At 42.3% G+C, this 24,478-nt stretch carries 20 protein-coding genes and 4 tRNA genes; 16 read left to right on the top strand and 8 right to left on the bottom strand.

Annotation, left to right across the window (positions count from 1 at the left end; genetic code table 11):
* Positions 1-243: 243 nt before the first annotated feature.
* The 5 genes from NI467_RS11775 to uvrB form a co-directional block, all read right to left on the bottom strand.
* Complete coding sequence (locus NI467_RS11775; protein ID WP_253153086.1) at positions 244-729, bottom strand: VOC family protein; 486 nt, start codon at positions 727-729, stop codon at positions 244-246.
* Between the two features lie 391 nt (positions 730-1,120).
* Positions 1,121-2,578 carry a glyceraldehyde-3-phosphate dehydrogenase gene (locus NI467_RS11780; RefSeq protein ID WP_151204550.1) on the bottom strand — a complete coding sequence of 486 codons (1,458 nt, stop codon included), beginning with the start codon at positions 2,576-2,578 and terminating at the stop codon, positions 1,121-1,123.
* Positions 2,579-2,812: 234 nt separating this feature from the next.
* Positions 2,813-3,757: an EamA family transporter RarD gene (gene rarD, locus NI467_RS11785; RefSeq protein ID WP_253153088.1), complete on the bottom strand. Its 945-nt coding sequence runs from the start codon at positions 3,755-3,757 to the stop codon at positions 2,813-2,815.
* A gap of 156 nt (positions 3,758-3,913) precedes the next feature.
* On the bottom strand, positions 3,914-4,510 hold the full coding sequence (locus NI467_RS11790) for a lipocalin family protein (RefSeq protein ID WP_253153090.1): 597 nt from the start codon (positions 4,508-4,510) through the stop codon (positions 3,914-3,916).
* A 146-nt stretch (positions 4,511-4,656) separates the two neighbouring features.
* A complete protein-coding gene (gene uvrB, locus NI467_RS11795; protein WP_151204555.1) occupies positions 4,657-6,678 on the bottom strand; it encodes an excinuclease ABC subunit UvrB in 2,022 nt (673 codons plus the stop codon).
* A gap of 539 nt (positions 6,679-7,217) precedes the next feature.
* On the opposite strand from uvrB, the gene NI467_RS11800 reads away from it, so the two are divergent.
* Positions 7,218-8,006, top strand: a complete 789-nt coding sequence (locus NI467_RS11800; RefSeq protein WP_253153092.1) for a hypothetical protein — start codon at positions 7,218-7,220, stop codon at positions 8,004-8,006.
* Positions 8,007-8,076: 70 nt separating this feature from the next.
* Here the strand turns inward: NI467_RS11800 and NI467_RS11805 are convergent, their stop codons facing one another.
* On the bottom strand, positions 8,077-8,256 hold the full coding sequence (locus NI467_RS11805; RefSeq protein WP_151203836.1) for a hypothetical protein: 180 nt from the start codon (positions 8,254-8,256) through the stop codon (positions 8,077-8,079).
* 424 nt (positions 8,257-8,680) lie between these two features.
* Between NI467_RS11805 and NI467_RS11810 the strand changes: the two genes are divergently transcribed.
* From NI467_RS11810 to NI467_RS11820, 4 genes are all read left to right on the top strand, one after another.
* Positions 8,681-9,760 (top strand): OmpW family protein, encoded by a 1,080-nt coding sequence (locus tag NI467_RS11810; RefSeq protein WP_253153093.1) that lies wholly within the window; start codon positions 8,681-8,683, stop codon positions 9,758-9,760.
* Between the two features lie 172 nt (positions 9,761-9,932).
* A complete protein-coding gene (locus NI467_RS11815) occupies positions 9,933-11,147 on the top strand; it encodes an MFS transporter (protein ID WP_151203840.1) in 1,215 nt (404 codons plus the stop codon).
* On the top strand, positions 11,140-11,274 hold the full coding sequence (locus tag NI467_RS14765) for a hypothetical protein (protein ID WP_258170056.1): 135 nt from the start codon (positions 11,140-11,142) through the stop codon (positions 11,272-11,274). Before NI467_RS11815 ends, NI467_RS14765 begins: the two co-directional genes overlap by 8 nt.
* A 419-nt stretch (positions 11,275-11,693) precedes the next feature.
* Entirely contained in the window at positions 11,694-12,023 is a 330-nt protein-coding gene (locus NI467_RS11820) for a four-helix bundle copper-binding protein (RefSeq protein ID WP_253153095.1), read from the top strand.
* Positions 12,024-12,125: 102 nt separating this feature from the next.
* On the opposite strand, the gene sthA is transcribed toward NI467_RS11820, so the two are convergent.
* Positions 12,126-13,541, bottom strand: coding sequence for a Si-specific NAD(P)(+) transhydrogenase (gene sthA / locus NI467_RS11825; protein ID WP_151203842.1), 1,416 nt, complete (start codon positions 13,539-13,541; stop codon positions 12,126-12,128).
* A 212-nt stretch (positions 13,542-13,753) separates the two neighbouring features.
* Between sthA and lipA the strand changes: the two genes are divergently transcribed.
* The 3 genes from lipA to NI467_RS11840 all read left to right on the top strand — a co-directional run bounded on the left by lipA (position 13,754) and on the right by NI467_RS11840 (position 18,278).
* The gene (gene lipA, locus NI467_RS11830) at positions 13,754-14,767 is read left to right on the top strand and encodes a lipoyl synthase (protein WP_174659587.1); all 1,014 of its coding nucleotides are present in this window, start codon (positions 13,754-13,756) and stop codon (positions 14,765-14,767) included.
* 430 nt (positions 14,768-15,197) lie between these two features.
* Positions 15,198-17,774 carry an acyl-CoA dehydrogenase gene (locus NI467_RS11835; RefSeq protein ID WP_253153097.1) on the top strand — a complete coding sequence of 859 codons (2,577 nt, stop codon included), beginning with the start codon at positions 15,198-15,200 and terminating at the stop codon, positions 17,772-17,774.
* A 111-nt stretch (positions 17,775-17,885) separates the two neighbouring features.
* A complete protein-coding gene (locus tag NI467_RS11840; RefSeq protein ID WP_151206782.1) occupies positions 17,886-18,278 on the top strand; it encodes a carboxymuconolactone decarboxylase family protein in 393 nt (130 codons plus the stop codon).
* A gap of 564 nt (positions 18,279-18,842) precedes the next feature.
* On the opposite strand, the gene NI467_RS11845 is transcribed toward NI467_RS11840, so the two are convergent.
* Positions 18,843-20,021, bottom strand: coding sequence for a S1C family serine protease (locus NI467_RS11845; RefSeq protein WP_174659584.1), 1,179 nt, complete (start codon positions 20,019-20,021; stop codon positions 18,843-18,845).
* Positions 20,022-20,191: 170 nt separating this feature from the next.
* Between NI467_RS11845 and NI467_RS11850 the strand changes: the two genes are divergently transcribed.
* From NI467_RS11850 to NI467_RS11885, 8 genes are all read left to right on the top strand, one after another.
* Positions 20,192-20,950, top strand: a complete 759-nt coding sequence (locus tag NI467_RS11850) for a Nif3-like dinuclear metal center hexameric protein (RefSeq protein ID WP_253153105.1) — start codon at positions 20,192-20,194, stop codon at positions 20,948-20,950.
* A gap of 153 nt (positions 20,951-21,103) precedes the next feature.
* Positions 21,104-21,730: a superoxide dismutase gene (locus NI467_RS11855; RefSeq protein WP_151203848.1), complete on the top strand. Its 627-nt coding sequence runs from the start codon at positions 21,104-21,106 to the stop codon at positions 21,728-21,730.
* 147 nt (positions 21,731-21,877) lie between these two features.
* A tRNA-Asn gene (locus NI467_RS11860) sits at positions 21,878-21,953 on the top strand.
* A gap of 6 nt (positions 21,954-21,959) precedes the next feature.
* Positions 21,960-22,035, top strand: a tRNA-Asn gene (locus tag NI467_RS11865).
* A 286-nt stretch (positions 22,036-22,321) separates the two neighbouring features.
* A tRNA-Asn gene (locus tag NI467_RS11870) sits at positions 22,322-22,397 on the top strand.
* Positions 22,398-22,403: 6 nt separating this feature from the next.
* A tRNA-Asn gene (locus tag NI467_RS11875) sits at positions 22,404-22,479 on the top strand.
* A 61-nt stretch (positions 22,480-22,540) separates the two neighbouring features.
* Positions 22,541-22,984 carry a DUF2726 domain-containing protein gene (locus NI467_RS11880; RefSeq protein WP_151203849.1) on the top strand — a complete coding sequence of 148 codons (444 nt, stop codon included), beginning with the start codon at positions 22,541-22,543 and terminating at the stop codon, positions 22,982-22,984.
* Between the two features lie 312 nt (positions 22,985-23,296).
* The gene (locus tag NI467_RS11885) at positions 23,297-24,286 is read left to right on the top strand and encodes a diaminopimelate dehydrogenase (protein WP_253153115.1); all 990 of its coding nucleotides are present in this window, start codon (positions 23,297-23,299) and stop codon (positions 24,284-24,286) included.
* The last annotated feature ends 192 nt before the right edge of the window (positions 24,287-24,478 follow it).

Consider the following 24,478-nt stretch of genomic DNA (forward strand, 5'->3'; position numbering starts at 1 on the left):
CCGATTTGATAAGCTTGCACGAAATTATCAGTCTATGATCTACATTGCTTGCATGTTTATTTGGTGCAAAGCCAAATGAGGACACGCCCTAAAAAAAATGCCCTTCAAGAAAAAACAGAAAGGCATTTTTAGCTTAAAACCTTGCGCTAAAACCAGATGATGACATTTCTCCGATCTATATTCCTTAAAGACTTTTTAGCGATGCAGCTTAAAAGTAGATTGCTCAGGTTGTGATCAATGCATTCAACCTTGAAAGGCTGCCTCAATTGCTGCAACATCAATTTTCTTCATCGTCATCATTGCATTAAATGCCCGCTTGGCAGCGGTACGGTCAGAACTGGTAAATGCTCGCGTTAAAGCAACCGGTGTAATTTGCCATGAAATCCCCCACTTATCCTTACACCAACCGCAGTCACTTGCCTGACCTCCATTACCGACAATTGCATTCCAGTAACGGTCAGTTTCACTTTGATCTTCAGTAGCGACTTGAAATGAAAAAGCTTCGTTATGCGTGAATGCAGGCCCACCATTAAGTCCAACGCATGCAACACCCAGCACGGTAAATTCAACAGTCAACACATCTCCTTCTTTTCCTGCAGGATAGTCTCCAGGGGCGCGATGAACCGCACTGACAAAAGAGTCCGGAAAGGTCTCAGCATAAAATTTTGCGGCCTCCTCGGCATTGTCATCGTACCAAAGGCAGATAGTATTCTTGGCTATATTGATCATTTCATCTCTCCTATAGAGATCAGGACATAGACTATTTTGCATGATTTTAAAGCCCTGCAGCTATCAGCCTAACTAAATTAGTACCGCACATTTGCTATATGTTACGCAAATCTGAATTGACTTTCTGATGATTATTCTTATATTGAATCGAGCTTACCGAAGCACTTAAGCCAGCACTGAACATTGCCCCTAAAGCGAATGCCCCCGGATATCTTGAATCTTTCCGATGGTAATTTATTTTTTAATTTGATGTGAATCTAAACCAGTGGCTTTGTGACAATAGGCAAGCGATAGAAAATGACATGTGGCAGCCATTCATAATCTGCTATACATCTAACCCTAAAAATAAAAAAGAGCCTCATTTGAGGCTCTTTTTTTAACTAGAATCTAATTATGCATTAGTTTCAGCTGGAATTTTTGGATAGCTTACGCCGCCCATCTGTTCAGCGATACGAAGTACTTGGCAGCTATAGCCAACTTCGTTGTCATACCATACATAAGCAGTTAAACGGTTACCTGAAGTAATAGTCGCTTGCGCGTCAAATACACCTGCCGTACGCGAACCGATAAAGTCAGAAGATACAACCTCTGTAGAGTTTGTATAACCGATTTGACCTTGAAGGTTAGAATTAATTGAAATTTGACGAATGTATTCATTTACTTCATCACGATCAACTTCTTTATCCAAAGTCAGGTTCAAAATAGCAAGAGATACGTTCGGAGTAGGAACACGTACAGAGTTACCTGTCAGTTTACCTTGAAGCGCTGGAAGTGCTTTCGCTACTGCTTTAGCAGCACCAGTTTCAGTAATAACCATGTTCAGCGTTGCTGCACGGCCACGACGATCCGCTTTATGGTAGTTGTCAATTAAGTTCTGGTCGTTTGTGAACGAGTGAACAGTTTCAACATGACCATTTAATACGGTGTATTTATCATGTAACACTTTTAGCGTTGGAGTGATTGCATTGGTGGTACAGCTTGCAGCAGAGATAATTTTGTCTTCATCAAGAATGTCCGCCTGGTTCACACCAAATACCACGTTCTTCATATCACCTTTACCAGGTGCAGTCAGAATTACGCGAGCAACGCCCGAACATTGCAAGTGCTGAGCAAGACCTTCAGCATCACGCCATTTACCTGTATTGTCGATCACAAGTGCATTTTCAATGCCGTAAGCAGTGTAGTCTACTTCAGACGGATTTGATGCATAGATCACTTTGATGAACTGACCGTTCGCAATGATTGCTTCGTTCTCTTCATCTACAGAAATTGTGCCTGCAAACGGACCATGGATAGAATCACGACGTAATAAAGACGCACGTTTTTCCAGGTCACCGTCAGATGATTTACGAACCACGATTGCTTTCAGATTCAAACCACGGCCAAGACCTGACTGGCTGATCATCAAACGTGCCAGGATACGGCCAATACGACCGAAACCGTAAAGAACGACATCTTTACCTTCAACAGAAGTAGCACTGCCTTCAAGAGATTTCACGGCATCTGCAACAAAGGCATCAATATCGCCGCCTTTTTCTTTGTATTCAACAGCCAGTTTGCCTAGATCAATTTCAGCAGTACCAATGTTTTGCACTTTAACCAATGCTTCAAGAATTGGGAAAGTATCTACTACAGAAAGCTCAACATCTAATACGCGAGTACGGCGATGTGCCTTAAGAATCTGGATCACAGAACGGTTAATTAAAGAACGGCCGTAAACTGTAGCTACAATATTTTTTTCACGATACAACTGACCCATCAGGGCAATCATACGCTCCGCAAGTTCCTCACGGTTTTTCCAACGACCTTGGTGCTCTGCATGAAGGGCAACGATAGTGTCTTTACTCACAGATACGTCCTCTAATTAATTGTAAATCTAAGCATAAATTTCAAAACCTGATAATTGTAATGGAATTAGCCGCAAGTTTGAATCAAAAGCTGAATAACTCTTGAGGAAAATTTCGTATATTCACTATAAATTTTAAAAATAGCTCTAATTAGTCAAATGATTTTGCTTTTAAAAATAAATGAAACAGCATATTTGGCATAGAAACAACTTTTTTGTTAAATGTTGTTTATTCATTCAATCCCGATCTGAAGGGTCCAAGTAGTCTGGATATTTTTCCAAATTTCGCGCCAGCGCCAAGCGCCGTTTATGCTGTTCCAGCAGGTACAGTACGCCTTCAATGACCAGTAGCAATACCGCCAGCCAGATAGAAATATAAGTCAGCCATTCACCCGCCCCAATCCGCTCGCCCAAAGCCATAGACGCAAAGGCCAGCAACACAGGTTCCAAATAGCTGAGTAATCCAAAAATGACAAAAGGCAAATAACGGCTGGCCAGAATATAACTTCCCAGTCCTAATGCACTTAAAAAACCCAAAACAATGACCACCAGAACAAGGTGCTGTGCCTCAACAATCAGCTGCATGGAATCGCTATGAACAAAGCCTAAATAAATCGCAACAGGTAAGATTAAAAACAGATCCCACCAGAAACCGCCCAGATGATCAGTCTGGAATTTACGGCGCATAAAGAAATACAGCGGATACGCCAATGCAACATAGACCGTTTCCCAGGCAACTGCACCAACCCGCCAGATTTCATGTCCTACACCCAAGATAGCAAGCGCTACTGCTGCCATCTGCCAGTGTGACAACTTTTCTTTATAGATTGCACATCCAACCAGAACCATAACCAGGGGCAATAGAAAATAACCCAAAGAAACTTCCAGGCCACGCCCATTAATCGGCCCCCACAAAAACAACCAAAGCTGGGTGGTACATAGAAATGAACTAAAAAGTAACCAGACTAAAAACATCGGTTCTTTCAGAATGCGCTGAAAGATATGGCTGATATATTTTAAATCACCTGACCACCACATAAATGCAGTCAGGAATGGAATAGTGGCCAGCATTCGCCAGGCAAAGGTCTGTTCGCTGTCCAAAGGCTGCATAAACGGGGTAAAAAGATACAAGACACCAAACACCACAGATGCCAGTACTGATAATGCGATCCCTTTATACATGCTTTTAACCTATAAAACTTCAGGCATATTATAGCGATTAGCCATACATAAAGCTTGAATATCCCGCTATTCAACTTCCTGAATATAAGTAAAAAAATCAGAAACAGCAGCCGTAAAAAAAACCATGCTTGGACATGGTTTTTATCAGCTTAACTTTTAAGGGTCAGTAGTCTGAATCTGTTTGGTCCGGATCAGATCGCTTAAGTCATAACCTATCGATTGAGCATATTGCAGATATTCATTAAGCAACTTTTGATCAAGCTGTGGATCACGTGACAATACCCACATATATTTACGCCGCGGCTCTCCAACGAGTACGGTCTGATAGTGATCATCAAGTTTTAATACCCAGTAATCGCCACGACCAACCGGTAACCAGCGGATAAACTCGGGTAAGAAGCTGACCTTGAGTTTGCTATTGTACGGGGGATTCTGAATGTATGCTTCCCCTAATGACTGCATCACCTGACCATCTTTCTGGACGCAGCGGTTATCTACATTGACGTTGCCGTTTTCATTTAAGGTATAAGTAGCCGTGACATTACGATCACACTTTTGCTGAAAAATAAGCGGCTTACGCGCCACCTCATACCAGGTTCCCAAGTAGCGATCCAGCTCTACCTTTTCAACGGTAGGCAATGGGGCTTTTTGTGCATAGGACATCGTCGCCATACCCAAACCAACCAGCACTGCACCACCCACCGCAATTTTTGCAAGTTTAAACCCCGCACGAGGGATATTTTTATTTTTCATATCTATACCTATGACACGAGTCTGATCACAATTTGTAAGCAATTTTATAAACTCACCTTAACGTGCTTCAATCCAGTTTTATGTAGCATTATGTTAGATTTATGCTTGATTTTAAGCGGACTATAGGATGAGCGGCGAATGAAATTTTAGCTCAGCATCTGGGCTTTCAAGCGTAAAATTTCATCCCGAATCCTCGCAGCCTGCTCAAACTGCAAATCCTTGGAAGCTTTGAGCATTTCTTTTTCCAGCTTACTGATATGTTTAGCAAACAGTTTCGGGTCCGCCATAATATGGCGTTCATCTGCGCTAATTGCACGTGCCTGATCAGAAGCTTTTAAGGTGATTGAATCATCACTTAAGTCTTCACCCGTATCAATTTCTTTAATGACCTGACGCACAGCGCTACGCGGTGTAATTCCATGTTCTTTATTAAATTGAATCTGTTTGGTGCGACGGCGATCCGTTTCATCAATGGCTTTTTGCATCGAGTCAGTAATACGATCTGCATACAAAATCGCTTTACCTTTCAGGTTACGCGCCGCCCGACCAATCGTCTGAATGAGAGAACGCTCTGAGCGCAGGAAGCCTTCTTTATCGGCATCAAGAATTGCAACTAGAGACACTTCCGGCATATCCAGACCTTCCCGTAGCAGGTTAATGCCGACCAGTACATCATAAACACCGGTACGCAGCTCATGAATAATTTTGACACGCTCCACGGTATCAATGTCTGAGTGCAGATAAGCCACCTTCACCCCATATTCTTTTAAATAAGAACTGAGATCTTCGGCCATGCGTTTGGTCAAAGTCGTTACCAGCACCCGCTCATCCAGATCTTTACGCAAATTAATTTCAGACAATACATCATCGACTTGAGTCAGTACCGGACGAATTTCAATTTCCGGATCAATCAGACCTGTCGGGCGCACCACCTGCTCGACAATCTGCTGGGATTTTTCCAGTTCATAACGTGCAGGCGTGGCACTGACATACACCGTGGCAGGAATAATACGCTCCCACTCTTCAAATTTCATTGGGCGGTTATCCAGTGCACTTGGTAGACGGAAGCCATAATTCACCAGATTTTCTTTACGGGAACGGTCACCTTTATACATGGCGCCAATTTGCGGTACGGTCACATGCGATTCGTCAATAATCAGCAAGGCATCATCGGGAATATAATCAAATAAAGTTGGAGGTGCTTCACCTGCCGGACGACCGGACAAATGCCGAGAATAGTTTTCAATGCCATTGGTATAGCCGAGCTGCTGCATCATTTCCAGATCATAACGGGTACGCTGCTCAATCCGCTGTGCTTCAAGCAGCTTGTCATTTTCACGGAAAAATACCAAACGTTCTTTCAGTTCTTCCCGAATCGTCTCAATGGCTCGTGCCAGATTATCTTTAGGCGTCACATAATGACTTTTTGGATAGATCGTAACCCGTGGCACTTTACGGATCATTTTTCCGCTTAAAGGATCAAACCAGCGGATCGAATCAACTTCATCATCAAACAGTTCAATACGGATAGCATCCTGATCCGACTCTGCCGGGAAAATATCGATGATTTCGCCGCGAATCCGATAAGTACCACGTAAAAATTCAAGCTCATTACGCGTGTATTGCATCTCGACCAGTCGGCGAATAATATCATCGCGGCTGATCCGGTCTCCTTCTACCACATGTAGCAACATGCTCATATAGGCATTCGGATCACCCAAACCATAAATTGCAGAAACCGAGGCGACAATAATCGCATCACGGCGTTCCAACAATGCACGTGTGGCAGAAAGACGCATCTGGTCAATATGGTCATTAATGGCCGAATCTTTCTCGATAAATGTATCGGAAGATGGTACATAGGCCTCAGGCTGATAATAGTCATAATAACTGACGAAATACTCAACCGCATTATTCGGAAAAAATGCCTTAAATTCCCCATAAAGCTGTGCCGCCAGCGTTTTATTATGTGCCATGACAATAGTCGGACGCTGGGTACGTGCAATCACATTGGCCATGGTATAGGTTTTACCAGAACCTGTTACTCCAAGCAGAAGCTGATCGTGATAGCCCTGTTCAATTCCCTTCACCAGCTTTTCAATGGCTTGCGGCTGATCACCCGCAGGTTGATAACTGGTCACTAGTTCAAAGGGCTTTTTATCACTCATAGCTTCAATAAATTCACTGCGGATATCGATGCAATTTATTATGAGGGCAAATCTGAATTACTCAATCCCTGGCCAGGTTTCTGTTTGGTAAATAAAACAATATTACTATTCATTATTGGCTAGCACTTTAATCATGATGTCGTTTGAAAAAATCATCAAAAAAATTAAAATTATGAAAGCAATATCTACAAAATCATAAGAAATAGACAGAAGATGAAAAATCAAGAAGATCGAGAAATCGCTTTTAAAAATCAGTTTCGCTATATGGGCACTGTCATATTTTGTGTGGGTCTTTTCTATTTGCTTCTGGTCATCGGCACCTTATTGAATAAGTATTTTTTATAAAAGATGTCACTTATGCAAAACAATAAATTAAGCATTTTCAGACAACAACTCTATTTAGGTTTGATCGGTATCCTATTCTGGATTATTGGCGGAATTTTGACGTATCTGTTTGGGTAGCTCTGCAACAATAATGCCTTGACCCTTATTCATTTCAAAGGCAACATGAAGCTAATCAGGACAGCGAATAAAAAGCCATGACTTACCATTATCATAATGAAAGTATTGTTAAATCCCTGCCAGAAAACACTGTTTTTGTATTTGGAAGTAACATGGCAGGCCAGCATGGTGGAGGTGCTGCTAGAACAGCATTAGAACACTTTGGTGCAGTAATGGGTGTGGGGCGTGGCTGGTCCGGTCAGAGTTATGCCATTCCGACCATGAATGAGCATTTACAGCAAATGCCGTTATCGCAAATTCAGCACTATATTGATGACTTCAAGCTTTACACCAAGAACCATCCTAAAATAAAGTATTTTATTACTTCAATTGGATGCGGTATTGCCGGCTATAAAGTCGAAGAAATCGCGCCCATGTTCAAAGGCATTTCCCATAATGTCATTTTGCCGCAATCGTTCCGTCCTTTTGTAGAAAAGCCGCTCCCTAAAGTGACAGCAAAGTTTCTGCATACCATTTTTAGAGACTCTGTCATTTTCACGCCGGCCACAGATGAACTGATTGAAGTCCTCGCCCTAAGTGAAAATGAAAAAAGTCTGGCTAAAATCCTGTTAAATACCCAGATTTATCCAACAGATAGCAATGGACGAGAGCGGGTTTTTGAAATTGAAGATATTCTGCACAATCTAAGAGGAAAAATATTTGATTTTCAAGATAACTCAGAAGGTGCAATGTTATTTGGCGCGGTGATTTTGGCTTTATTAGAGCTGTATAATATCAATGAAAAAGACTTTATTGATGTCTGGAAGGGGGAACGGGAAATTTCGCCGCCCAAACCAGAAAATAAGGCACGTAAAAGTTTAAGATAATTCAAAAAGTATAAAAAAAGCCATGATCATCATGGCTTTTCTATGTCCGACTCTCTAATGTTTAGAGTGCTTAACGTTTTCCCATCGCACGACGGGTGCCACGTGGTGGCATCCAGGTACGGTCTGCATAACGCTGAGGTTTTGGTCTCAGATCTTCCAAGACTTCCTCTGCAGCAGACTGCTCGGCCTGTTTTATAGGAAAGGGCAAATTAACCAGCGGCTTTTTTTTGGGAGAATTTTGCGAATTCATATGATCTACTCAATAATTTATGCGTTCTATTGTACAAAAAAATGAGCACTCCTGGGTACAACTCGTTCTAGTTAAATTTCTCACTTTCTTGGCTCAAAATTAAAATAAAAGCCTTTTTAAATCTCAAAATCTATATATTTTTTTCAAAAAAACTTCATAAAAAAGCTAGAAAATGCCAATTTCCAGATTCGATGCAAGCTGAATAAGCAAAGTTTGACCAGCTCAGAAATTCAATTTTCACCCTATATCCCACTTGCTATTACACAAAAACCTCACAAATTAACCCAATAGTCATACTGCTTACCAAACACAACCCGTTCGTTACTTTTAGCTACTTGTTCAGCAGCTGAGTTTTTTGATGATATTCACATAAATTGTTCAATACAAAAACAAAGAAACACAACGAACATGGAGTTCTGGTTTAATGAAAACAATAATGTTTTGTATGGCAGGTATGGCCTCTTTACCCGTGCTTGCACATGCAAATTCACCTTATTTCAGCTTGCAAGATGGGGATGGCTTTAAACGCTTTTCTGTATCCGTCGGTGCCTTACATGTCATGCCACAAGGCAAAGCTCAACCTTTTAAAGTCAATACGGCGGTCGAGAATGGAAAAAGCTATACCAATGGCCCTATTCAGGTAGACACCGTTTTAAATAATCTTGATCCAAATGAAAAACAGGAAGCAGTCAAAATTTTATTAGAAGGAATTGGCTTTTTCACTGGAGGCACATTACCTGCTGGAATGAGTGGAACGACACAGATCAATGGTCTTTCTGAATGGAATAATTCTGGGAGTGGCTTAGAAGCAGATGATGTGACCACCCTGGGGATCATGACCAACTACTTCTTTACCGATAATGTTTCTTTCGAAATGAAAGCCGGTATTCCCCCTAAAGTTGACCTGCAAGGAAAAGGGAAGATTTTTGCCCCTTTCTCTGGCACTGCAACTCCTACACTGGGAAGCATTACCCTTCCACTAGAAATTGAGTTAAAGAAAGATATTGAAATTACAGACTTAGAAGCTTATGGTGCAGCCGCTTCTGCACGTGCCTGGACACCTGCTTTTGAGTTTCAATACCACTTCGGAAAAACTGGTGTAAATAAATTCCGCCCCTATGTTGGCTTAGGTTTGCTGTATGCTTATTTTAATGAGCTTGAAATTAACCCTCGAACAGAACAAGATCTGATTGCTGCCGGACATATGATTACAAATATTCTCGATGGGAAAGCGGGCGCATCTTTAGAAAATAAACCAAATAGCAAGGCAAATCCAAAAGTAAAAGTCGAAGCTTCGGATACCTTCGCTCCGGTTGCCACTGTCGGTTTTACTTATGATTTTAATGACCGATGGTTCGCGGTAGGTTCACTGTCTTATGCTCATTTAAATAATGAGACAACGATTACTGTCACTGACTCAACATTCGGGAAACTAATTGAATCTAAGGCAGAAATTGAGGTTAACCCTATTCTCGCTTATGCCGGTATTGGTATTCGCTTCTAGCCCTCTTGTGCTAAAAAGCAGAGCATGGACTCTGCTTTTTTATAATCTACTTTAAGCTATAAAACTTTAAATTTTCATAAATAAAAATTATAATTCAATTAATTTTTATTTTATCGCCTCCCCCGATTGAATCGAATACTATAACAATTAACTCTATATTCACGACGCACTTATGGCTGACAGTCAATTTTCCAGAACACTCATTTTTATGCTAATTGGTGCTGCCATAATTTTGGCGCTGTCCTTAGGTATCCGTCATGCCTTTGGACTCTATCTGATGCCAATGAGCGAGGAGTTTGGCTGGGGTCATAATGTTTTTAGCCTGGCAATTGCCATGCAGAACCTGATCTGGGGTGCAGTCCAGCCCGTAACTGGCGCCATTGCTGACAAATATGGCAGTAAAATTGTCGTTGCGGTGGGTGGAGTCTTATATACACTTGGTTTGCTGCTCATGGCAGTCAGTTCGACGGGGCTATTATTAAACCTGAGTGTAGGAGTGATTCTCGGATTAGCCTTATCTGCGACCTCATTTCCGGTATTATTATCTGCCGTAGGTCGGGCAGCTCCGCCAGAAAAACGCAGTCTGGCGATGGGGATTGCCAGTGCAGCCGGTTCCTTTGGCCAGTTTATTATGCTGCCTTCGACTCTGCTCCTTTTACAAAATGTAGGCTGGTCAGCCGCTCTGGTGGTCAGTGCCATTTTAATTGCCCTGATTATCCCCTTGGCCTGGATGCTGAAGGCACCTCTGTATGTTGATCCAAATGCCGTAGCTACAGCATCTAAAAGCCCGCTTAGCTTTAAACAGATTCTTGTGGTCGTTAAAAATCATAAACCGTTTTGGTTTCTGGCCATGGGCTTTTTTGTTTGTGGTTTTCAGGTGGTTTTTATTGGCATTCACTTACCTGGCTACCTGATTGATCATGGCTTTAATACCACGACAGGTACAGCTTTCTTGGCACTGGTGGGTCTGTTTAATATTGTAGGGACTTATACTGCCGGCTGGCTGGGCGGCAAATATTCCAAGCCTCATTTGCTGATGGGATTATATGGCCTGCGGGCGATTGCGATCAGTGCTTTTTTACTCCTGCCTTTAAGCACTTGGACGGTATATGCCTTTGGTATCATTATGGGGCTGTTATGGCTCTCTACCGTACCATTGACCAATGGTATTGTGGCAAATATGTTTGGGGTAAAATACCTGACAATGCTGAGTGGTATAGTATTCTTTACCCATCAGGTCGGTTCGTTTTTTGGTGGATGGCTCGGTGGTCTTAACCACGATTTAAGCGGTAATTATAATGCAGTCTGGATGCTGTCGATTGCTTTGAGCATTTTCGGGGTATGGGTGCATTTCTGGGTTAATGAGGAGCAAATTGTCCATGACTGATTCTACTGCGCTACTGAAGCTCTTGATTATCATTGCCCTAATCTTATTACTGATTCTGGCTATTCTGCTCTGGAGTCAGACACCCCAGCTGTTTGAATATTTTAATCAGGCTTTTTGCGCGCACTGATTGGCAAAAACTCAAAGATGCAACCTGCTCTAAGTGTTTGTAAAATTAGTCTTGTCCAATCAAAACCCTCCGACCCATTATTTATTTTTATATAATTTTTCATAAAGTTATAAACTCTTTAGATTTCATAGACGCTGAATTTTCTCACATTCCCGCTACTAAAAAACTTATCCGCCTTCGATAATGGTCGAAGCCATTAATCTGTTTTTCCATCATTCAAATTCTGTTCTATTGATTTGATTTTTAAGAGTTATTCGGCTTATATTTCTGCTGAATTAAATTTGAACAAGCGGTAATCCACTTCTAAAATTACGTAACAAAACCTATGATTATTTTACTTTTCCTCACCTAATCCGCCTAGTGTATATGCCTTTTTCTGATTAGCTTATTCCTAAATCCAATCACTCAAGGAGAGGAAAATGAATGATATCCAGTTTGCAGATTGCGTGAAAACCTGTGTGACCTGTTCCCTTACCTGTACCTATTGTGCAAGTGCCTGTTTAAAAGAAGAAGATTTGGAGATGATGCGGGAATGTATTCAACGCTGTCTGGACTGTGCAGATATTTGCCAGCTGTGTGCCCGCATGGAGCAGAAACAATCTCCTTTTATGAAAGAAATTTGTGAGCTTTGCGCTCAGGCCTGTGAATACTGCGCAGAAGAATGCGGCAAACATGAGCATGAACACTGCCAGCAATGTGCAGAAGCTTGCCGTCGCTGTGCTGCTGAATGCCGAAAAATGGCTGCCTGATCATTCACAAAGAAGTGTAGATAAAGTTAAAAAAACAGGAAAAATAAAAATCCCTCAATCTGCTTTGATTGAGGGATTTTTATTGACAACTGAACCGGGTGATTAGAACAGACGGTTCATGCCATTTAATGTTGCTACACGATAAGCTTCCGCCATGGTCGGATAGTTAAAGGTGGTTTCCACAAAATACTTAATGGTATTGTGCGGGCTGTTCATCACAGCCTGACCGATGTGGATAATTTCTGAAGCGTTATTACCAAAACAATGCACCCCTAAAACTTCTAAAGTTTCACGATGGAACAAGATCTTCAATTCCCCAACGGTATCCCCGGTAATCTGGGCGCGTGCCAGATGACGAAATGACGCCTGCCCCACCTCGTATGGGATTTTCTCTTCGGTTAACTGTTGTTCAGTTTTACCGATAGATGAAATTTCCGGAATGGTATAAATTCCTGTTGGAATATCCGTAACTGGTGCGACGTTTTCCTCACCATTCATGTTTGCACCGGCACAGCGACCCTGGTCATAGGCAGCAGAAGCCAGTGAAGGCCAGCCAATCACATCACCCGCAGCATAGATATTTTCAACTTCGGTCTGATATTGATCATTCACCGTCAGTTGACCACGGCTATTTGGTTTCAGGTTCACATTTTCCAGGCCTAAACCATCCGTATTACCTGAACGACCATTACACCATAAAATCGCATCTGCTTTGATTTTCTTGCCACTTTGAGTATGCAAGATCACATAGTCATCTGAAGTTTCCAGGAAGTCGATCTGTTCATTGTGACGAATTAACACGCCCTGCTCACGCAAGTGGTAAGACAGTGCATCAGAAATTTCATCATCTAGGTAGCTGAGTAACTTCGGCTGCGTATTAATGAGATCAACCTTATGACCCAAGCCGATAAAGATTGAGGCATATTCGCAACCAATTACCCCTGCACCATAAATAATAATTTTTTGAATGGTGAAATCCAGTTCCAGAATTTTGTCTGAATCAAAGACACGCGGATGATTGAAATCAAGAATATCCGGACGGTATGGACGAGAACCGGTCGCAATCACCAGTTGCTGGAACATGATCGTTTCTTTAATCCCATCGGGTGCAAAGACAAAAATGGTATTTTGGTCCTGGACATAGGCACGGCCATGGTAAATATCAATTTTGTTACGGTCATAGAAGCGTGAGTGAGTGTCTACCTGCTGCTGAATGACTTTATGTGCATTGCGTAGCACTTGCTTCATCGTGAACTGTTTCCAGTCTCCTACTTTCTGGAACATTGGATCACGTTGATAACGGATAATACTGGATACCGTTTGACGCAATGCCTTACTTGGAATGGTTCCTACATGAGTACAGTTACCACCAAGTTGTTCACGCATATCAACGATTGCAACACGCTTGCCAGATTTGGCAAGTTTCATTGCCGCGCCTTCGCCCGCAGGGCCCGAACCTAGAACTACCGCATCGTACTTAACGAAAGTCCCACTAATGACCTCTTTCTTACGTGGCATTCAACGCTCCTTAAAATTAAAAAATTTTGCTTTAATCTACGCTATATTATGACGTAATTGCTGTCAGTTTGGTGTATTTAACTTACATATATTGTGTGATAAGAACATTTTTTAAATGAATAACCCTTTTCGCCCTATTTTGCCCAAGTTTCGTTATAATAAAAAAATACTAATGGTGATTATCTCCCTTCAAAATAGTGGAAAAGTTGAATATGTCTGAGAACCGTAAACCTGAACAGGGGGTCAAACTTCGCGGCGCAGAGAAAGTCGCTCGTATTCCTGTAAAAGTTGTTCCTACGGTTGAAACGCCTCGGAAGCCCGACTGGATTCGGGTCAAGATGGCAGCTCCGGAAGAAGTTCAGCGTATTAAAACTACACTTCGTCAGCAGAAACTGCATACCGTCTGTGAAGAAGCTGCCTGTCCGAACCTGCCTGAATGTTTTGGCGGCGGTACGGCAACCTTTATGATCATGGGAGATATCTGTACCCGTCGCTGTCCATTCTGTGACGTGGCTCATGGTCGTCCAAATGCGCTTGATCCGGATGAACCGCGTCATATGGCAGAAACCATTGCCAATCTGGGGTTAAAATATGCAGTGATTACCTCGGTAGACCGTGACGACCTGCTCGACGGCGGTGCACAGCATTTTGTGGATTGTATTAAAGAAGCACGTACTTTAAGTCCAAATACCCTGCTGGAAATTCTGGTACCTGACTTCCGTGGCCGGATGGATATCGCGCTGCGTATCATGACCGAATGTCCACCTGATGTATTTAACCACAACATTGAAACTGTGCCACGTTTATATAAAGCCATGCGTCCGGGTTCTGATTACCAGCACTCGTTAAATCTTTTGAAAATGTTTAAAGACTACTGCCCGGATATTCCAACCAAATGTGGTCTGATGGTCGGTATTGGGGAAACGGAAGAAGAAGTTATTGCGCTACTCAATGACCTGAAAGCACATGAAGTGGATTATGTGACCATTGGTCAGTACTTGCAGCCATCTAAACAGCATGCTCCAATTGACCGCTTTGTTACCCCAGAAGAATTTGAACGCTATGCTGAGCACGGCCGTAAACTGGGCTTTAAGAATATCTGGTCCGCACCAATGGTACGTTCAAGTTACTTCGCTGACCGTCAATATTACGGCGAACCTGTCCCAGCAGTACGCCGCAAAACTGACCCTGCTAAAAAAATTGCAGTTCAAACGATTGAAGCTTAAAAAGCTTTAAAGCTAAAGCCCTCTAAATTAGAGGGCTTTTTTTGTGTGTATTTAAATAAATTTCGTTTTAGCACGTTTAAAGACCATATCTATAAAAGAATTTAATGGGCCGAATGATCGAACAAAGATATTTACTTTGATTGGTTTTCAAACTCTCTCACGCCTACTAACTAAAAATTAAGTCATTACTTATCTTCACATTTCTTTGCGCGTTCTCACTTGAAGAATGCTCACTTTTAAAACAATCTCAAAAAATAGCTAAACGACTTAACGATATCGTTGAAATACTTGAAAACGATAATTCTCACAAGAACAATGCTGCGCTTGCCTGATTCTCAAATAATGCAAAAAAGAGTTGATGAAATATTGCGAAATAAAGGAGATGAATTCAGGCAAAGCTACTATTGCATAATGCTGGAGAAATATAACAATGTTCTTTATTTTCGCTGTACTGCTTCTACTCCTGAGTTTATGGGCTGTTTTCTATTTTCAGCTCTCACGTAGCAGTGGAACCATCGTGCTGCTAGTCATGTCGATGGTATGTACCTTTATCAGTCCTTGGTCACTCCTTCTGGGTATTCCACTCATTCTCATCAGCCTAGTACTGCTCGTTGCACCTTTACGCCTGTCACTGATTTCCAAACCGGCGTATAAGACACTCTCGAGTGCTATGCCCAGCATCAGCCCAACAGAACGCGAAGCACTGGACTCTGGTACCAGCTGGTGGGAAAAAGAACTGTTTATGGGTGCTCCAAACTGGGAAAACTTTAACAACTATCCTTATCCAAAACTATCACTTGAAGAACAGGCTTTTCTGGACAATGAGGTTGAAACCTTATGCAGTATGCTGGATGAATGGGAAATCCATGAGCACAAAGCTTTACCTGACGCTATCTGGGCATATATTAAGGAGCACGGTTTCTTAGGTCTGATCATTCCCAAGGAATATGGTGGTCGTGCATTTAGCTCCTTCGCCCAAAGCAGGGTGATGAGTAAAATTTCCTCACGTTCTCTTACTGCAGCGGTTAGCTGTATGGTGCCCAACTCGCTTGGACCAGGTGAACTGCTCTTACATTATGGCACCGAGGAGCAGAAAGACCGCTATCTACCTGGCCTGGCCAAAGGTGAGGAAATTCCCTGCTTTGGCTTAACCAGCCCTGAAGCTGGCTCAGATGCTGGTGCCATCCCCGACACAGGCGTGGTTTGTTATGGCCAGTTTGAGGGTCAGGAAGTTCTAGGTCTTAAAATGAATTTTTCTAAACGCTGGATCACCCTGGCACCGATTGCCACTGTCATTGGTCTGGCTTTTAAAATGTATGATCCCGATCATCTTTTGGGTGAACAGACCGAGTACGGCATTACCTGTGCTCTGCTCCCTGCGAGTCATGAAGGTGTGAAAATCGGACCACGCCATAACCCTGGCTCGCCATTTATGAATGGTACAGTTGAAGGCAAAGACGTATTCATTCCGCTGGACTGGATTATCGGTGGGGTGAAAAATGCCGGTAAGGGTTGGCGCATGCTGATGGAATGCCTGGCGGTAGGCCGTGGTATTTCCCTGCCTGCCCTGTCTACCGCTAGTGCCGAAATGACTTACTTGAATGTCGGCGCTTTTTCTCGCATTCGCCAGCAATTCAAGATTTCAATCGGTAAATTTGAAGGTGTGCAGGAAGCCAATAGTGAAATTGCCAGTGACACCTATATGCTGGAAGCATTCCGTTATCTGGTTACATGTGGTCTGAATCAGGGGGGTAAGCCTGCGGTCATGACGGCCATGGCCAAATACTATGCCACTGAAACCATGCGTAAAGTGGTAAATCATGGCATGGATGTGGTCGGTGGCCGTGCTATTCAGATGGGTCCACGTAACTTTTTGGTTTTAAATTACCAAGCCATTCCTGTCTCTATTACCGTAGAGGGTGCCAATATTCTGAGCCGCTCCCTAATGATTTTTGGTCAGGGTTCTATGCGCTGCCATCCCTATCTATATGAGGAATTACAGCTATTACAGGCAGAGGATCGGACAGCTGCCCTACAGCCTTTCGATAATTTACTGTTCCAGCACCTCGGCTATACGTTTAACCGCGCAGCCCGCTCTCTGGCTTATGCTTTTAGCGGTGGTTCAAGTAATGCTCCTCAAAGCGCGACTGATTTTACCCGTGCTTATTACAAGGTCATTAACCGTCTGAGTGCCAACTTTGCTCTGACTGCTGATATGTGTCTGGGTTTATTGGCCGGCGATATTAAACGCAAGGAAATGCTATCTGGGCGTCTGGCTGATATTCATGCGCATCTCTTTATTGCTTCCTCTATCTTGAAATACTTTGAACACAGCAAAAAGACCGAGGCTGAGCGTTTACATGCTCAGCTGGCGGTAGAGAAATCACTTTATACTGCACAAGAAGGATTTTACGACCTGTTTGCAAACTTCCCACGAGGAAGCGCAGCAGCTATGGTGAAGTTAATATGTTTCCCATTTGGCCGCCCACTCAAAAAGCCATCAGATCAACTTAGACAGCAGGTGGCCATGAGCATGATGGAAGACAATGCCTTCCGTCAGTCTTTAAAACAACATGTTTATTATAATACTCTAGAAGATGATATTACCGGACGCATGGAATCTACCTTTAATATGTTACTTGAAATAGAACCGCTCTGGGATCGTTTCAAAAAGGCAGAATCCAAAAATCAGTTTAAAGGCCTGAGTTTTGAAGAGCGGCTCATAGATGCACAGCAAAACGGTTTTATTGATGAGCATGAAGCTGAACAGCTGCGTCATTACAATGCCAAACGTTATGACAGCATGCTGACGGATATTTTTGACCTGGAACTTAAAGAGGTACTAGAACTGGATAATCCACATCTGTCTCAAGCCGCCCAGCCGGAACCAGAAATAGCGGTTGAAAACGGACTCTATAAATCCTCTTCTGCGCCTGTGGCCTCCCTTGCAAAAGATGAACATCACAATCATAAAGAACCGGAAGAGGAACCTTTCCTGCGCTTTTAAATAAAAGCCTTAAAAAAGTGGCGTAACCGCCACTTTTTTACGACCATCTGACTATGGGTATCAACGATTAAAAACGTTAAGCTAGACTGATAATGAATGTGAGGGAAGATAATGTCACAACAAGATTATGAAAATGGCCTGAAAGTCCGTACTGAAGTGATGGGCGCAAGTTTTGTGCAACGTGCTCAGGAAAATACCGTGCCTTTTACCCAGCCGTTACAAGACTGGATTAATGAGCATGCCTGGGGTTCGACCTGGCAGCGTGAAGGTGTATTGCCACGTAAATACCGCTCTCTGATTACGCTTGCATTTCTTACCGCACTCAAAAGCCCAACCGAACTTAAAGGCCATGTTCGAGGTGCCTTGAATAATGGTGCGACTGTTGAAGAAATTCAGGAAGTCCTGCTCCATAGTCTGCCTTATTGCGGCGCACCTGCGACACAGGAAGCCTTTCGCGCAGCACTTGAAGTAATTCAGGACTATCAGGCAAACCAGCAGAATTAAATAATCCGTTTATCTTATGGCAATAGCTTAAGCATGGTTAAAACCAATAACATACTTAGGCTATTCCCAAGTTAAAGACTTGGAGATAAAATCTCCCCTTTAAACATATATGTATGCCGGGCATATTTATCAGCAGAACCATTCAGTCGGTTGCTCCAGAGTTATTTCTCAGACTTCAGATAAAAATATAACCGTAATACCAATCTTCCCGATATAAATGAATATATCGAATCCTGCTTCCTTAATCATTCTAAAAATTGAGCAATATGGTTGTCATCATAATCGCCTCTATATCATCATCAAACCTGTTGAAGCTCTGAGAGTGGTAAGCAAAGCAATAAGCAAGAAATATTAGAACTATAGCCGACACTTATTAAAACGATAATAAAATTCTGGTACTTCAAAACCTAAAAAATCCAGCTCAACTCACATGACTGACCAAGCCTGAATATTATCTGTGGATATAATACTGGGCAAAAATGATCAGTACGGCTGTATTACTACCTCCTACAGATAAGAAAATAAAAAATCCCTCAGGTGAGGGATTTTTTAATGATGAGTTCTTTAACCTGGCAAAGGAATGTATTGTGAAGAACTATTTTGTGTCTTACGCTCACTCACCACCACGTCCAATATCAAGATTTTACCGTTACGTTCGACTTCAACCTGCATCGTACTGTTAGGCGCCTGTATGGCGACAAAGTTAATCAGATGCGATGCCGAAGTAATCACTTCATTATTAACCTTCAGAATTTTATCGCCACGCTGGATACCAGCCTTGGCTGCTGGACCATCTGCAAGTACTTCCGCAACCATGACACCAGTTTCTTTCGGCTGTAGCACATCATTTCGCTCACTTGGCAATAAGCTAATCCCCAACCAGCCACGTACTACACGCCCATCTTTTAAAATTGCATTCATGACCTGCTGACAAATTTTAGCCGGAATGGCAAAACCAATCCCCAAAGATCCCCCAGTTTGCGAGAAAATTGCGGTATTTACACCAATCAGATTACCCGCTACATCAATTAATGCGCCCCCTGAATTACCCGGGTTAATGGCCGCATCCGTTTGAATAAAGTCTTCATAGGTATTAATCCCTAAATCCGAACGACCAGTTGCCGAGATAATCCCCTGAGTCACAGTTTGTCCCACACCAAAGGGGTTACCAATCGCCAGAACCACATCACCCACCTCATTGCCACTAAGCTTGAATGGCAGTACCGGCAATTGTTCCAGTTCAATTTTAATGACAGCCAGATCAGTATCAGGATCGGTGCCGACGACTCTGGCTTCAGCACGACGGCCATCATGTAACGCCACCACAATCTGATCTGCCTGAGCAATCACATGATTATTCGTTAAAATATAACCATCCGGACGTACAATTACCCCCGAACCCAGACTGTTTTCATTCGGGCTTTGGCTAAATTGCTCTGGCAACTGGTCACCAAAAAATTCACGAAATACCGGATCAGTCAGTAAGGGATGAGCCTGCTGTTTCACCTTTTGAGTGGTAAAAATATTGACAACGGCTGGTGCCGCGACTTTTACTGCTGCGTTATAAGAAACAATTCCACCTGAACGTGTCGTATCAATCAGGGGTTCTACTTTTTCGGCTGGCATTTTGACGCCATCAGGCGCAATTGGTGCTTTCGGTTTTTGCAGTTGTTGCCACCCCAAAAAACCGATAATGACTAAAATCAGTAATACCCATGGTAACCATGTAAAGGTCCGGCGCACGTTGCAATCCTCTAAAATATTTTAATTCGTTGATGGCTAAGTAATTTGTGCTCTATTGTAATGCCAAATACATAACTAAACACAAAAATATGCCAAGATATTTGTGCAGCTTTAGTTACAATTAATCTTATATTTTAATGATGACAAGTTTTTAAACTGGCGGAAATTTTATGGCAGATTTAAACGATATTATTCAGTGGTGTAATCAGACTTTATTTACGCATGAGTTCAAGGATTATGCACCAAATGGTCTACAGATCGAAGGCCGCGCTGAAGTAAATAAAATTGTATGTGCAGTCAGTGCCTCACAAGGCGCAATTGAAGCAGCGATTAAACAGGGCGCCGATTTGTTATTGGTGCATCATGGCTATTTCTGGAAAGGTGAACCTTACCCCATTACCGGTATGCGCGGTAAACGGATTAAAGCCTTAATCCAAAATGATATCTCTCTGGTTGGCTATCATCTGCCTTTAGACAGTCATCCAACTTTAGGCAATAATACGGCGATTGCAGATTTATTAGGGCTGGAAAATATCGAACAGTTGGATCCGAGTGAACGCCATCCAATTGGCAATATTGGCTATTTAAAACAACCGATGAGTCCTGAATATTTTAAAAGCCATGTTTCAGAAAAACTTGGCTTTGATGCAATTCATCTTCCTGCGGACAAGACTCAAATCCATAAAGTCGGTTTCTGTACCGGTGGTGCGCAGGATTATATTCATAAAGCAGCGGCCGCAGATTGTGATGCCTATATTTCTGGCGAAGTGAGCGAACGTACTTTTTATGAAGCTCAGGAACTGAATGTACATTATTATGCCTGTGGCCATCATGCCACTGAAAAATACGGTGTGCAGCGCTTGGCCAAAGCGATTTCAGAACAGTTTAATATTGAGTATGCTTATTACGAATTAAACAATCCGATTTAATTCTCGCTGACAGCATTTTTCAAGAGCTTTATTTATATATTTTCAGGATTTATTGTGTATTGTTATTTATACGCAATGCCCATTTTGTCCGATTATCTATTACAATAAAGCCACTTATTGTTAAAACCCAGCTAAATGCAAGGAATTGAGAACATGACAACCATTACTTTACCTGCTCTACCTTACGGTTATGAAGATCTTGCTCCTCATATCAGCAAAGAAACTTTAGAATACCATCATGATAAACACCATAATACTTATGTGGTTAACCTGAACAACCTGATCAAAGGTACTGACCTTGAAGGTAAAACTTTAGAAGAAATCATCATGGCAACTGCTGGTGATGCATCTAAAGCAGGTGTGTTCAACAATGCAGCTCAAGTTTGGAACCACACGTTCTACTGGAACTGTATGGCTAAAAATGGTGGCGGTAAAGCAACTGGCACTTTAGCTGCAAAAATCGACGAAGCTTTCGGTTCTTACGAAAAATTTGCCGAAGAGTTTGCAACTGCTGCAACCACTCAGTTTGGTTCAGGCTGGGCTTGGTTAGTAGCTGATGAAGTGAATGGTAAACTTTCTATCATGAAAACTTCAAACGCAGATACACCAATGGCTCACGGTAAAGTTGCAGTGTTAACAATTGATGTTTGGGAACATGCTTACTACATCGATTTCCGCAATGCGCGTCCTAAGTACATCTCGACTTTCTTGGAAAGCTTGGTAAACTGGGATTACGCAAACGCAAAATATGCTGGCCAACCTGCTGGTGTTGAGAAATAATTTTTTTATTTCCTGCATAAAAATCACCCTTTATGGGTGATTTTTTTATTTTTAAGGCCAAGCTGCATATTAAAAAAGCAAATGATTCATTTCTTTACATGAATTGATTGACGGCTTTTGGTTTCCTGCCTAAAATGCCCCTCAGATTCTCCAATAGCTCAGTCGGTAGAGCGACGGACTGTTAATCCGCAGGTCCCTGGTTCGAGCCCAGGTTGGAGAGCCAATCTATTCTCCCATAGCTCAGTCGGTAGAGCGACGGACTGTTAATCCGCAGGTCCCTGGTTCGAGCCCAGGTGGGAGAGCCAAGATTTTTATAAAACCCACTCATTGCGAAGTGGGTTTTTTTATATCTGTTTTTTTCAGCTTTAGTTTATATCAGGTGCAGGGCTAGCCTCTGACCTCATCGTCTTCAAGCTCGTTTTTTAACGATGAGCGCCCAGCTTTATATTCTTCCTCAAGCTTCGATCTAAACATAACAGCTTGAACTACAACCATTTCCGATTACTTTTAAAACACTTGAGTCAATTTCTTTGGCTTTTTTTTAAAAGTGTCTTGACCCCTTTTTAAATCCCTCTATAATCGCTGTCAGATTCTCCAATAGCTCAGTCGGTAGAGCGACGGACTGTTAATCCGCAGGTCCCTGGTTCGAGCCCAGGTTGGAGAGCCAATCTATTCTCCCATAGCTCAGTCGGTAGAGCGACGGACTGTTAATCCGCAGGTCCCTGGTTCGAGCCCAGGTGGGAGAGCCAAGATTCTTATAAAACCCACTCATTGCGAAGTGGGTTTTTTTATTCTTCCCTGTTTTAGTCTGTGTTTAATTTGAGTCAGTTTATATTTTTTGTGATTGGCTGCATGGCGAGTTTTGCCTTAATTTGCCTGCTCTTTCCACGCCTGTTTACCCGTCGGCAGAAGTTTTATCCCAAACCGGTCATTACTGCTTTTGAAAGCAGAATGTTTGTACGCCTAAAAGAAGCTTTTCCTCATCATCATATTTTGGCACAAGTTGCATTTAGCGCCTTAATTACTCATGACCACATGAAAATGCGCAATCAATTTAACCGTAAAGTAACCGATTTTGTGGTACTGGATCGTGAGTATAAGGTGGTTGCCATTATTGAGCTGGACGACCCCAGCCATATCGGTAAAGAACAGGAAGATGCGGAACGTGATGCCATGCTAATTGCAGCAGGTTATACAGTCATCCGCTATACAGACATTCCAAGCATCCGACAATTACAACAGAATTTAAGATAAGCACAACAGCTTATACTCAGCGGTATTTTAACTTCAAAACTCGCCTGATGGCCAAGGATTCGATTTTGAATCTTTTGGCTGCTTGCCTGCCCCAACACAACTTATCATTTTCCTGATTAATCGCCCTACTTTTAAAAAGTTGCCTTTTAAACTTTTCTTTGTATATTTTTAGGGTGATAAAATTTAACTTATCGTTTTATAATCTCTTAGAAAATAACATATAAGTAAGATGCAATGAGCCAGCTATTGCATTTCCGGTCATGATCATCTTACTTATTTTAATACTCCTTCTTATTCAGTGATCGTCCATTTATGCAAAACTCTATTCGTATTGGTATCGCAGGTTACGGTAATCTTGGCCGTGGTGTTGAAACTGCAATTCACAAAAATCCTGATATGCAACTTGTGGGTATTTTCACTCGCCGCGCACCTAGCAGTGTTACTCCCTGCTTTGCAGAAACTCAGGTTTATAGCATGGATGCACTATTAAATGATTTTAGCGATAAAATTGATGTGCTTATTCTTTGTGGCGGCTCTAAAGATGACCTACCGCAACAAGGCCCGATTTTTGCAAGTAAATTCAATATTGTAGATAGCTTTGACACCCATGCACGCATTCCGGAATACTATGCAGCAGTAGATGGGCCTGCAACTGCCAATAATAAAACAGCCCTGATCTCTATTGGTTGGGATCCAGGTATGTTTTCAATCAATCGTTTATTTGGTGAAGCTTTATTGCCAGATGGTGAAACCTATACATTCTGGGGTAAAGGCTTAAGTCAGGGCCACTCCGATGCAGTCCGCCGTGTACCAGGCGTGAAAGCCGGTGTTCAATATACCATTCCATCTAGCGATGCAATTGAACAGGTACGCAGTGGCGCTCGCCCTAACTTAAGCACTAAAGATAAGCATCATCGTGAATGTTATGTGGTATTAGAGCAAGGTGCTGATGCTACAACAGTTGAACAGGCTATTGTGACAATGCCGGATTACTTCGCCGACTATAATACGACTGTGAATTTTATCAGTGAGGAAACCTTACTGAAAGATCACCAGCGTATGCCACATGGCGGTTTTGTTATCCGTAGCGGCAATACCAGTGATGAGCAGGCTCAGGTCATTGAGTTTTCTTTGAAACTGAATAGCAATCCTGAATTTACTGCAAGCGTTTTAGTGGCATATGCCCGTGCCTGCTACCGCCTGAATCAAACTCAGCAGTATGGTGCCAAAACAGCATTCGATGTAGCACCTGGATTGCTTTCAATCAAAACACCTGAGCAATTACGTAAAGAACTGCTCTAAGGCCATTTAAATATAACCACTGATCAGGTGATCAGTGGTTATATCCTGTCTATTTAAGCAGAATGCTGTGATGCAACATTAAATATTTATAATGAGATCAGACAATACTCGTATGCGGATGGCATGAGCCTTCAACATTTGAAACAAGAAAAAGAAATCTCGTCCCGGATGCTCTGCGCCTGATAGCCAACT

This window comes from Acinetobacter sp. S4397-1 (assembly GCF_024129285.1).
Taxonomy (GTDB): domain Bacteria; phylum Pseudomonadota; class Gammaproteobacteria; order Pseudomonadales; family Moraxellaceae; genus Acinetobacter; species Acinetobacter lwoffii_C.